At 41.4% G+C, this 12,178-nt stretch carries 10 protein-coding genes; 1 reads left to right on the forward strand and 9 read right to left on the reverse strand.

The features are described from left to right. Positions 1-604: 604 nt before the first annotated feature. The 6 genes from pnpS to citZ form a co-directional block, all read right to left on the reverse strand. Complete coding sequence (gene pnpS, locus GLW00_RS17390; RefSeq protein ID WP_160916207.1) at positions 605-2,359, reverse strand: two-component system histidine kinase PnpS; 1,755 nt, start codon at positions 2,357-2,359, stop codon at positions 605-607. Further along, complete coding sequence (locus GLW00_RS17395; protein ID WP_160916209.1) at positions 2,360-3,055, reverse strand: response regulator transcription factor; 696 nt, start codon at positions 3,053-3,055, stop codon at positions 2,360-2,362. A 262-nt stretch (positions 3,056-3,317) separates the two neighbouring features. Next, entirely contained in the window at positions 3,318-3,794 is a 477-nt protein-coding gene (locus GLW00_RS17400) for a MaoC/PaaZ C-terminal domain-containing protein (RefSeq protein ID WP_160916211.1), read from the reverse strand. A gap of 75 nt (positions 3,795-3,869) precedes the next feature. Further along, a complete protein-coding gene (mdh, locus tag GLW00_RS17405; RefSeq protein WP_160916347.1) occupies positions 3,870-4,808 on the reverse strand; it encodes a malate dehydrogenase in 939 nt (312 codons plus the stop codon). A gap of 23 nt (positions 4,809-4,831) precedes the next feature. Next, a complete protein-coding gene (gene icd, locus GLW00_RS17410; protein ID WP_160916212.1) occupies positions 4,832-6,106 on the reverse strand; it encodes an NADP-dependent isocitrate dehydrogenase in 1,275 nt (424 codons plus the stop codon). A 110-nt stretch (positions 6,107-6,216) separates the two neighbouring features. Next, positions 6,217-7,335 (reverse strand): citrate synthase, encoded by a 1,119-nt coding sequence (gene citZ / locus GLW00_RS17415; protein WP_160916213.1) that lies wholly within the window; start codon positions 7,333-7,335, stop codon positions 6,217-6,219. A 264-nt stretch (positions 7,336-7,599) separates the two neighbouring features. Between citZ and ytvI the strand changes: the two genes are divergently transcribed. After that, complete coding sequence (ytvI, locus tag GLW00_RS17420; RefSeq protein WP_160916214.1) at positions 7,600-8,712, forward strand: sporulation integral membrane protein YtvI; 1,113 nt, start codon at positions 7,600-7,602, stop codon at positions 8,710-8,712. 181 nt (positions 8,713-8,893) lie between these two features. Here the strand turns inward: ytvI and GLW00_RS17425 are convergent, their stop codons facing one another. The 3 genes from GLW00_RS17425 to pfkA form a co-directional block, all read right to left on the reverse strand. Further along, the gene (locus tag GLW00_RS17425; protein ID WP_160916215.1) at positions 8,894-9,286 is read right to left on the reverse strand and encodes an FxsA family protein; all 393 of its coding nucleotides are present in this window, start codon (positions 9,284-9,286) and stop codon (positions 8,894-8,896) included. Positions 9,287-9,395: 109 nt separating this feature from the next. After that, entirely contained in the window at positions 9,396-11,159 is a 1,764-nt protein-coding gene (gene pyk, locus GLW00_RS17430) for a pyruvate kinase (RefSeq protein WP_160916216.1), read from the reverse strand. 28 nt (positions 11,160-11,187) lie between these two features. After that, positions 11,188-12,147 carry a 6-phosphofructokinase gene (gene pfkA, locus GLW00_RS17435; protein WP_160916217.1) on the reverse strand — a complete coding sequence of 320 codons (960 nt, stop codon included), beginning with the start codon at positions 12,145-12,147 and terminating at the stop codon, positions 11,188-11,190. Positions 12,148-12,178: the final 31 nt, after the last annotated feature.

A 12,178-nucleotide genomic window follows, 5' to 3' on the forward strand; every position in this document is an offset into this window, starting at 1 on the left:
TATAAGTGTCTCGAAACCACTTCTAAAAGGGTCAGCTTGAATGGTTGAGGGAAGTGGATGATTCGAACACCTGTATTCATAAATAAGGTTCCAAATCTTCTCCCCTATGCGGGCATATAGTGCGTTCTATCAAGCATTTGCGTATGCTAAACGTCAACGAGGTAGAGTTTAAATCATTCACTTCTCATATCCATACAAGCTGATTTTTAAGTAGTGGTTTCGAGAACCATACTTGGTTAAAGGGGCGAAGGGAAATGGCGAGACTCCTGCGGGAAAAAAGTGCAGGGTGAGACCCCACAGGACGCAGTCCGAGGAGGCTCACCGCGCTCCCGCGGAAAGCGAGCTATTCCCCGCAGCCCCCATCCACTCAGCATAAGGCTCGAAACTGAGTCTTCAAGAAACCTGCCATATAGTGGAATGTTAATTACGAATTGCGCCTTGGATAGAAAGGAAAACTGAAGTGTATTTTTACAAGAAGTTAACTAAATGAAGACAAAAAAAGACAGAAGCGAGGGAAGCTTCTGCCAAAAAGAGAAAACACCTTGGATGAAAGGGTTTCATTGGTATTCTATCGAAGTATTGTTAACCTTAATTTAATGAAATATTAATTTTCCGTAAACTTCTTAGGGATCTCAACATAAAACGCCGTCCCGACATCCACTTCACTTTCCACATGGATGGTCCCTTCGTGTGCTTCCACGATATGTTTAACAATGGCAAGACCGAGTCCGGTCCCTCCGGAGTTCCTGCTTCTCGCTTTATCCACACGATAGAATCTTTCAAAGATCCGGGATATTTCTTCTTTTGGTATTCCTACGCCATTATCAGTAATTTTAATCGTTACATGGTTTTCTGATTCTTGAAATTCTAATGTAACTTCCCCTTCATCACCTGAATAATTAATGGCATTTGTAAGCAAGTTCATAAACACTTGCTTCAAGCGGCTGGAATCACCCTGTATTTTCGTATTTCCTTGCACGGAAGCATGAAGTTTCACTTGTTTTTGGTCAGCGTGTTGTTCCACAATCGGCAGTAAGTCATTTAATAACCGTTGAACTTCAATCTGTTCAACATTTAAAAGGAAGTCATCTCTTTCAAGTTTGGACAATTCCAAAAGGTCTTGAATCAAGGACTGCAGACGACCACTTTCTTTTAAAATGATTTGTAAAAACTGCTCGAGCATCTTTTCATCTTTCATAGCCCCATCAAGCAAGGTTTCTGAAAAGCCGCGGATGGAAGTAATAGGTGTCTTTAATTCATGAGATACATTAGCTACGAAATCTTTTCTCATTTGCTCCAGCTGCTTCAGCTCTGATATATCATGAAATACTAAGACAACCCCTCTCCATTTTCGGTCTTCGCTAAAGATGGGTGCTCCGGTTACCTCCAAGTGTTTCCTGTCGATATTAACAGGCAACACAAACGTTTCGCTTATCGTTTCCTCGAACATATAGATTTTCTGGACGGTTTCGTGAATCGTTGTATAAGGGATAGCATCGTGATACAAATGACCAATAAAATCGTTTTGTACACCTTTAAACGTTTCTAAGAACGCACGATTCGTAAGGAGAATATATCCCTTTTCATCAATGAGTACTAACCCATTGCCCATATTATTAATAACTGCTTCTAACTGATTCTCCTGCATCCCCTTTGTACTCGTCATTTCCTGCAGATTTCTGGCAAGAATATTAATTGACTGGCTTAATTGACCTGCTTCGCCAAAGTGCCCCTCATAAGTTCTTGCTTTATAATTTCCTTTTGCAAGTTGTGTGGCTACATTAGCGGCTGAACGAATAGGGCGAATATATTTAGAGAATACGTTAAACCCAATAACAAAAATGACTAAAAGACCAAGAAGTAACGTAAAACCGATTAAAAGCCAAATATTCTTTGTAATATTGGTCAAAGCTTCCACGGGTGAGAGAAGGATAAGGGTGCCATTTATATCATCTACACTGTTATTCACAGGGTAATAGAAAATATCATCGAGCATTTGCCCTTCATTCACCTGCGAAGTACCACCTTCTACCCTTGCCATGACTTCCTGCTTTTCGTCTTCACTAATGACTGGCACAGCCCCAACTGTATCAATCATTGTTTCTCCTGAATCCGATATAAAAACCATACCTGTATTCAGCTGTTCGCTGAAGTTATACAACTCATCCTGACTTACTTCACGGTCTTCGGTAAATTGATCCAAGTACGTGATGAAATATTGACTTTCCAACTCTACACGTTGTTCAAATATATTAATAAAATAGCCACGAGTCAGCTGCGCAAGGATAATTCCCAGCCCAAGCATGACAATGACCACTAAAACCGCATAGGTCATCAGTGGCCTAGTATTAGAACCCATTTACTTAGGCTCCTCCATTTTATATCCAAGCCCGCGTATGGTTTTTATATACACTGGCTTTTTCGTCTCGGGTTCAATTTTCTCACGTAAATGGCTCACATGGACATCAACAATACGAGTGTCGCCGGCGAAATCATAATTCCATACAGCACTTAACAGTTGGTCTCTGGAAAGAACACGCCCCAGGTTTTGTGCAAGGTAAAGAAGAAGCTCAAATTCTTTCGGCGTAAATGTTAAAGGTTCATCTTTAATGGTTGCCTCGTATTGTTCAGGGTAAATAGATAGATCGGCAATCTGAATAACCTTTTGATCGTTTACAACATTTTCACGAACCATTCTTCTTAAGATTGCTTTGATTCTAGCTACAACCTCTCTAGGACTAAATGGTTTGGTCAAATAATCATCAGCCCCAAGCTCAAGACCCAGAACCTTATCAAATTCATCGTCCTTAGCGGTCAACATGAGTACAGGTGTATTCACTTGCATTTGCCTTAATTTCTTACATACTTCCATTCCATCCATTCCCGGGAGCATAACGTCAAGAACAATTAAGTCAAAATGATTCTTCGATGCTTTTTCAAGCGCATCTGTACCATTATAGGCCACGTCTGTCTCAAATCCAGCTTGATCGATATTATATTTTAATAAAGTCACAATAGATTCTTCATCATCTACAATTAAAATTTTCTGTTCCAATGCCATCACCTCAACTACAAGTTACTTTCATCATACAACGAAGTTTACAATTTGAATACGGAACTTTACTATTTTTACTTAATCTTAATATAGACATTAAGTTTCTCTTCATCCCTTGAATACACTCAATTATTTCATTCTTACAAAGAGTGATGAAACGTCCGGATGGACCAAAGATGTTAAAAAAGAGGACAAGCCGCCAGTCTCTCTCGAGTACAAGCGGCTTGCCATTATAGGTGATACCTAATCTACATTCTCTTGTTTAATAAAAGTTTTCAAGGGAGATGGCATTCATGGAATCAGGTTCGTACGGAGGGCGGACGATAAGCGTTCCTTTGACTACTTCATCACCTTCTTCATCATATCCTGTAACATGAAGTTCCACTTCATGCTCTTCTTTATGAATGGCTGTTACTTCCGCTAGAAAACGAACTTCTCCATAATGATACACAGGTTTAGGGTATTCTAGATTCTGGTGGATGATATGACTACCCGGACCAGGCAAATGCATGGATACAATGGAAGACACCATACCAAAGACCATTACTGTTGGGACCACTGGGCGTTTAAAGGGGGTTTGTGAAGCATAATCATGTTGGATATACAAAGGATTTGCATCATTCGTCAAGCCTAGATACATAAGTAAATCACGATCTTCTACTGTAAAGGAAGTTTCAAATTTCTCTCCGGATCTTATGTCATTGATTTTCTTACCAAGCTTTCTCTTTTTGCCTAACATATCCTCACCTCTTGTAAGCGTTTTCCTAACTGGTCAAAAAAGGGATCCGAGGGTTTTCCTCGAATCCCTTCTCTTTTATTTTAATACATTCAACACGTTTTTAACAGAATCCGCCGATTTATCCAACTGCTGTTTTTCTTCTTCTGTCAGTTCCAGCTCAATGACCTCTTCAATTCCATTGCCACCAAGGATAGTAGGAACGCCCAGATAGATCCCGTCATATCCATACTCCCCTTCTAAATAAGCAATAGAAGGAAGAATACGACGCTGATCTTTCAAAATCGCTTCTGCCATTTGAACTAATGAAGCAGCAGGTGCATAATAGGCACTTCCATTTCCAAGAAGACCGACGATTTCTCCTCCACCTTTACGCGTTCTTTCTACAATTGCATCCAGGCGCTCTTTTGAAATTAACTTCTCCAAAGGAATTCCACCCGCGAAAGAATAACGTGTAAGGGGCACCATATCATCACCGTGGCCACCAAGGACAAAGCCTGTGACGTCTTTGATGGATACATTAAGTTCTTCAGCAACAAACGTGCGGAATCGTGCTGTATCAAGGACGCCGGACTGTCCGATGACACGATTCTTAGGTAAACCAGCCTCTTGGAATACAGAATAGGTCATGGCATCAACAGGGTTCGTCAATACAACGATAAAACAATCTGGAGAGTTTTTGACAATTTCTTTCGTCACACTCTTCATGATTTTTGAATTTGTATTGACCAGATCATCACGACTCATACCAGGCTTACGAGCTATTCCTGCAGTGATGATGACAAGGTCTGAATCTTTCGTATCCTTATAATCAGAAGTTCCAGTAACCTTGGCATCAAAACCCTGTACAGGACTCGCTTCCAGCATATCCAGAGCTTTCCCTTTCGTCGGATCCTCCATATCAGGAACGTCAACGAGAACAACATCTCCCAGCTCTTTTTGTGCGAGCATAAGCGCTGTCGTGGCACCAGTGAAACCAGCACCGATTACGGATACTTTGTTTCTACGAATAGCCATCATGATCCACTCTCCCTTATTGATTAATCCATATTTTTAATCAGTTCATCACCGAACTCGGAGCACTTCACTTCTGTTGCGCCTTCCATCATACGAGCGAAATCATATGTGACTACTTTACTTCCGATCGTTTTGTCCATAGATTTCGTGATCAAGTCAGCCGCTTCTCTCCAACCAAGGTGTTCAAGCATAAGCACACCAGAAAGGATAACAGAAGACGGATTCACTTTATCAAGACCCGCATATTTAGGAGCTGTACCATGTGTCGCTTCAAAGATCGCATGTCCTGTTTCAAAGTTGATGTTTGCCCCTGGAGCAATCCCGATTCCACCGACTTGTGCAGCGAGTGCATCAGAGATGTAATCTCCGTTCAGGTTCATCGTTGCAACAACATCGAACTCTTTTGGACGAGTAAGAATCTGTTGAAGGAAGATATCTGCAATGGCATCTTTTACGATGATCTTACCTTCAGCTTCTGCTGCATCCTGAGCTTTGTTTGCTGCTTCTTTTCCTTCTTTTTCTACGATACGGTCATATTCTGCCCAAGTGAATACTTTATCCGCATACTCCTCTTCAGCAACTTCATAACCCCATGCTTTGAAGGAGCCTTCTGTGAACTTCATAATGTTTCCTTTGTGTACAAGCGTGACGTTTTTACGACCCTCGTTTAATGCATAATCAATTGCTGCACGAACTAGACGCTTTGTACCTTCTTCAGATACCGGCTTAATTCCGATTCCGGAAGTTTCAGGGAAACGAATGTTATGTACACCCATTTCATTTTGAAGGAAGTCGATGACCTTCTTCACTTCTGGTGTTCCTTTTTGCCACTCAATACCTGCATAAATATCTTCAGTGTTTTCACGGAAGATTGCCATGTCCGTATCTTCTGGACGCTTAACTGGAGAAGGTACTCCTTCGAAGTAGCGTACAGGACGAAGGCATGTAAACAAATCCAACTCTTGACGAAGGGCTACGTTCAATGAACGGATTCCTCCACCAATTGGAGTTGTCAAAGGACCCTTAATTGCAATCTTGTAATCTCTGATTGTATCCAGTGTCGCTTCTGGAAGCCACTCACCTGTTTCATCATATGCTTTTTGACCAGCAAGTACTTCTTTCCACTCGATGGATTTCTCACTATTGTATGCTTTATCCACGGCAGCTTCGATGACGCGGCTTGCGGCTGCCCAAATATCAGGACCGATTCCATCACCTTCGATGTAAGGAATAACCGGACGATCTGGTACATTTAGTGATCCGTTTTGTTCTACTGTAATTTTTTGTGCTTGTGTCACAATAAACCCTCCTAATATTTTGTAAGAAATATGGATGGATCATCCTTTTCTATCATACGTTAAAATAGGTTGAATAAAAAGGGAGGCTTGCCGGTATTACGGCAGCGCTCTTATCGATCCTCAATTGGTGTATAACTTTGTCCTTTCGGTCCTACGTATTCCGCACGAGGACGAATCAGACGGTTGTTGGAGTACTGCTCGAGAATATGTGCCAACCAGCCGGACACTCGGGAAACAGCAAAGATTGGTGTGAAAATATCGTGATCGATTCCAAGACTATGATAGACAGAAGCTGAATAAAAGTCCACGTTTGCAGGAAGACCTTTATTTTCTTTGATATAGTCCTCAATTTTAATAGACATTTCATAGTATTTAGAATGTCCTGTAAGTCCTGTTAATTCACGGGACATTTCTCTCAGGTGTTTTGCACGTGGATCACCAGAACGATAGACACGGTGGCCCATACCCATGATTTTTTCTTTATTTTCGAGCTTTTTCTCAATGGCCGGAATCGCGTTCTCGACGCTACCAATTTCCGTCAGCATCTTCATGACGCGTTCATTCGCACCGCCGTGCAATGGCCCTTTCAAAGCTCCAATAGCAGCTGTTACGCCGGAGTAGACATCAGAAAGCGTAGCTACACAGACACGAGCTGTAAAAGTAGACGCATTCAGTTCATGATCAGCGTGAAGAACTAGTGCTTTATTAAAAGCTTCCACTTCCAAATCTTCCGGGTCTTTTCCGTTGAGCATATAAAGGAAATTTCCTGCAAAACTTAAATCTTTTTTAGGTGCAACCGGCTCTTCACCTTTACGGATACGGGCAAAAGCAGTGACAACTGTAGGGATTTTTGCTTGTAAACGCAGTGCTTTCCGCTTGTTCGCTTCCTCTTCCATGACATCAGATTCAGGATCATAGAGCCCAAGCATGGAAACAGCTGTACGTAAAGCAGCCATAGGGTGTACTGTCGATAGATCATAAGACTTCAGATGATCGACAACTTCAGTCGGAATGTCCATATTTGAAATAAGTTCTTCTTTAAAAGCAGCCAATTCTTTTTTGTTTGGTAGCTTCTGGTTCCAGAGAAGGTAGACAACTTCTTCAAAACTGGAGTTATTTGCCAGGTCATCGATATCATATCCGACATATGTCAGTTTATCGTCGATGATTGAACTTATGGATGATTCAGTTGCTGTAATTCCTTCAAGACCTTTAGTTGATGATGACATACAATCTCTCCCTTTCAAAAATTCCTTTTTCCTTAATACTCTCAAATAAGAAAACGCTTTACTATTTGCTTATTTACCCTTATAGGAAAACTACCCCACAGACAATTATAAAGTATTCTGAAGAGAATGTGAATTGAAACCGTTTAATTTTGCAGGATTTTATCGAATATTCCTACATAATTATTAGAATTTATACATTCGTTCCTATCTTTTTCACTGCAATTAAAAAAACATACTCATTTTCATAAAGGGGAGGTGGATAATTTGGATAACCAAATATTAAAAATGATACAACGTTCGATTCTAGTCATCCTTAGTACAATCAGCCTTCTATTCTTCACTTATTTTTCCTGGATATACTTGCAGCCATTTATCTTTGCTATTCTGTTATCTGTCTTCTTCCAACCCTTTATTCAATTATTTAACACACACCTCAGGATCCCAAGAGGCATGTCTATATTGCTAGTTCTGTTTATTTTCGGTGGGCTTGCGGGAGGGCTGTTGGCTTTATTGGTGGCTGAAATCATTCGTGGTATTCAGTATTTGGCGGCCGGAGTTCCTGGACACTTCTCTTTACTAACGAATTACCTGACTCAAAAAGTTATGAATACTTTAAGCCCCTTATTATCAAAAGGGCAAGCATTCACCGACAAATTAAGTGTAAATCAGCAGCAAACATTGGAAGAATATCTGAAGGTGGCTCAGGACAAATTCAGTGAGACAAGCCTCTCCTTGTTAAACAGCGCACTTGAAGCTACAGGCATTTTTCTTGCAGAGCTTCCATCCTCTTTCGCTTTTGTCTTCATTACTCTGCTTGCTACTTTTTTCATATGTAAAGACTGGAATATTATTATGAAGTTTTTAAAAAAAGTTTTTCCTGAAACACTGTCGGCACGTATGTACATCTTCCAGGACGAATTTATTCAAACAATTAAAGGACTGATCCGGGCGCAGTGCATGCTCGTTATGATTTCAACTTCTATCATCGCTACCGGGTTATTAATCATTGGAGCACCACACCCTTTGACCATAACATTTCTTGCTGCACTTGTCGATTTCATTCCTTATGTCGGAACAGGGATCATTTTTATTCCGTGGATCATTTATCAATTTCTCACAGGAGAATTCATGATGACCATCGGTTTATCCATTCTTTATATGGTTGTGATACTTACAAGACAAACACTGGAACCAAAATTGCTCGCCGATCATTTCGGGGTCCCACCTATCATCCTCCTCATTAGCCTTTTTCTCGGTTTTCAATTGTTTGGTGGATTGGGAATGTTGATCAGTCCCATCGCCCTCATGACGGTACAGACATTAGTGAAAACAGGAGTAACGAAGGAAATTTGGAGTTACATCATTGGGAGACCATAGCCATGGAGAGGAGCATTTGAAAAGTTGCTGGTCATTTACAGCCATCCCTGGAGCTTACCATGGATAAAGAACCCAGATACACTTAGATAAATAAATCTCCCACATTCAGGAGCCCATCTAAAAGAGATCATATCTATAACAAAACAAAAAAACTCAGAGAAAGGCTTCTCTGAGTTTGCATTTATTTTCTGTATATTGTAATTGTCCCTTTTTGCATAGCTTTTTGAATCGCATTTCGTATGACCCGTTTGATCGGCAACCTCGTTGCCGGAAACAACAATAGAAATCCAATAGCATCCGTAATGAAACCAGGGGTGAGCAATACAGCTCCACCAACAAGTATGCAGGCACCATCTAAAAGTGTATCTTGAGGCATTTGTCCGTATTGAACGGATTGTTGGAAGTTCCTGATTGTTTCTAGCCCCTGCTTTTTGGCCAGCCATGCACCTAAAACGCCTGTCAGTATAATTAAAAGAATGACCCAGATGGGTCCGATTAAGTTTCCTGTCCATATGAGTACACCAATTTCTAAGGCGGGTACTACTAAAATAAAAAGCAATAACCAACGAAACATAGAATCTTCCCTTCTTTCCATTTCCTCTATTATACCTTTTTTACAGATACAATGAAAAGAAAAGGCAGAGAAGTAAATACTCCTCTGCCTCTTTTATTTTGTTTCCATTTTATAATACGCTTGCGTGACCCTCGTAAATATCACCGCGTGAACTATCAATCGTGATATCAGAACCATCCTTAATTAATTCAAGAGCATCATTTACTCCAACAATTACTGGAATTCCAAGGCTTAATCCCACAACAGCTGCGTGAGAAGTAAGTCCTCCTTCCATGGTAATGATTCCGGCAGCTTTTTCAATCGCTGGCATCATGTCCCGATCTGTTCCTTGCGTGACCAGGATGTCTCCATCTTCGACGCGGTCGATCGCTTCTTGTGCATTTTTTGTAACGATAGCACGTCCATAAGCGCTCTTCTGACCAACTCCTTGTCCTTTGACAAGTACATCCCCAATAACGTGAACTTTCATCAAGTTCGTCGTACCACTCTCACCAACTGGTACACCACCAGTGATGACTACACGGTCTCCGCGAATGGCAAGACCGGATGCAAGGCTACGTTCAACCGCAACATCCAGCATATCATCCGTAGAATAAGCACGTGGACCCATCACAGCATAAACACCCCAAACGAGAGATAGTTTACGATTTACTTCTTCATCAGAAGTAATCGCTACAATTGGAGCTTTCGGACGATACTTAGAAATCATGCGGGCTGTGTGACCACTTTCTGTAGGTGTAACAATGGCTGCTGCGTTCAAGTTAATCGCTGTATGAGTAACCGATTGACTGATTGCATCCGTTATTGTCATATCGCTATGCTTAGAGCGCTCTTGTAATAACGCCATGTGGTTTAAGCCGGTTTCTGTTTTGCTCGCAATATTATGCATCGTTTGAACAGCCTCAACAGGATAATCTCCTGCTGCTGTTTCCCCAGATAGCATGATCGCATCTGTACCATCGAAGATGGCATTGGCAACGTCAGAAGCTTCTGCACGTGTCGGACGTGGGTTACGCTGCATAGAGTCAAGCATCTGGGTAGCTGTAATGACAGGCTTTCCAGCTTCGTTACATTTACGAATCAAGCGCTTCTGTACAAGTGGTACATCTTCAGCTGGAATTTCAACACCTAGGTCTCCACGAGCAACCATCAACCCATCGCTGACTTCAAGAATATCGTCGATATTATCGACACCTTCTTGGTTTTCGATTTTTGGAATGATTTGAATGTGACTGGCATTATGCTTCTCAAGAAGTTCTTTAATTTCCAGGACATCTGATGCACGACGTACGAAAGATGCAGCAATAAAGTCAACCCCTTGCTCGATCCCGAACTCGATATCTTTCGCATCTTTATCCGTAATTCCAGGCAAGTTGACACTTACATTAGGAACATTGACACCTTTTTTATTCTTCAATGGGCCATTGTTTAATACAGTCGTCTTGATTTCATTATTCTCTTTATCAATTTCTTCTACTTGAAGTTCAACAAGGCCATCATCCAACAGGATTTTGGAGCCTGGATGAACATCATTAATCAATCCAGGGTAAGTGACAGAGAAGCGTTCGGCATCCCCTTCAATTTCGTCCATAGATACATAAGTCGTAGAGCCTTTTTCCAAATAGACTTCTCCATCTTTAAGTGTACCTGTACGGATCTCCGGACCTTTTGTATCAAGTAAAATAGCTACAGTCTTTCCAGTCGTTTTCGAAGCTTCACGAATATTGTTTATTCTAGCTCCGTGCTCTTCAAAATCTCCGTGAGAGAAGTTCAAACGAGCGACATTCATCCCTGCTTCGATCAGCTGGGTCAATTTTTCTACAGACTCAGAAGCAGGTCCGATTGTACTTACGATTTTTGTTTTTCTAAACATTTTATTTCCTCCTCAAGTGCCTCTTGCATTATATAGATAATTCTTTGGAGAGACGATACATATCAAAGTCGATCTCATGCTTCGAATTCAATATTTCTACAATATCATGATCCACCAATTTATTCTGCTGTATACCTACCATACGACCGGCTTGTCCGTTCAATAATAAGTCTACCGCATAAGCACCGAGACGACTTGCCAGTACACGGTCAGCGGCACTTGGAGAACCACCACGCTGTGTGTGACCAAGAACAGTCACGCGTGATTCCAATCCAGCGGCCTCATCAATCTTTTGACCAAGGTCTACAGCACTTCCGACACCTTCCGCTACAATAATGATGCTGTGCTTTTTGCCACGGTCATGTCCGCGCTTCAGACGATCGATGATGTCTTCAAAATCATCGTCAAATTCTGGAATGATGATACTCTCAGCTCCGTCCGCAAGTCCTGCCCAAAGTGCAAGATCACCGGCATCACGCCCCATAACTTCGATAATAAATGTACGTTCATGGGATGTAGCCGTATCACGGATTTTATCAATAGCATCAATGATTGTATTCAGGGCTGTGTCGAAACCGATTGTGAAATCAGTTCCAGGGATGTCATTATCAATCGTTCCTGGTACACCGATGCATGGATATCCTTTTTCCGTAATTTTTTTTGCCCCCATAAAGGTACCATCACCACCGATGGCTATCAAGCCCTCGATGCCATGTTTTTTCATTTGTTCAATCCCTTTAAGCTGACCTTCTTCTGTTTTGAATTCTTCACAACGAGCAGAATAAAGCTTGGTACCTCCTCGCTGAATGATGTCCCCGACTGAACCAAGCTCCATCTTTTCAATATCCCCATCAATCAATCCCTGGTAGCCATATTTGATCCCATAGACTTCAATACCATGGTAGATCGCTTTACGAACGACTGAACGAATCGCTGCATTCATTCCAGGAGCGTCGCCCCCACTAGTAAGTACTCCGATTTTCTTCATTCTCATCACCTCAAAAGTTTTCTATTTATGT

The organism is Halobacillus litoralis, assembly GCF_009856445.1.
GTDB classification, from domain to species: domain Bacteria; phylum Bacillota; class Bacilli; order Bacillales; family Halobacillaceae; genus Halobacillus; species Halobacillus litoralis.

Coding starts and splice junctions, on each gene's coding strand:
- mdh (WP_160916347.1), bottom strand. CDS start 4,808: ATGGCTATTCGTAGAAACAAAGTATCCGTAATCGGTGCTGGTTTCACT.
- pfkA (WP_160916217.1), bottom strand. CDS start 12,147: ATGAAGAAAATCGGAGTACTTACTAGTGGGGGCGACGCTCCTGGAATG.
- pyk (WP_160916216.1), bottom strand. CDS start 11,159: ATGTTTAGAAAAACAAAAATCGTAAGTACAATCGGACCTGCTTCTGAG.
- citZ (WP_160916213.1), bottom strand. CDS start 7,335: ATGTCATCATCAACTAAAGGTCTTGAAGGAATTACAGCAACTGAATCA.
- GLW00_RS17425 (WP_160916215.1), bottom strand. CDS start 9,286: ATGTTTCGTTGGTTATTGCTTTTTATTTTAGTAGTACCCGCCTTAGAA.
- GLW00_RS17400 (WP_160916211.1), bottom strand. CDS start 3,794: ATGTTAGGCAAAAAGAGAAAGCTTGGTAAGAAAATCAATGACATAAGA.
- pnpS (WP_160916207.1), bottom strand. CDS start 2,359: ATGGGTTCTAATACTAGGCCACTGATGACCTATGCGGTTTTAGTGGTC.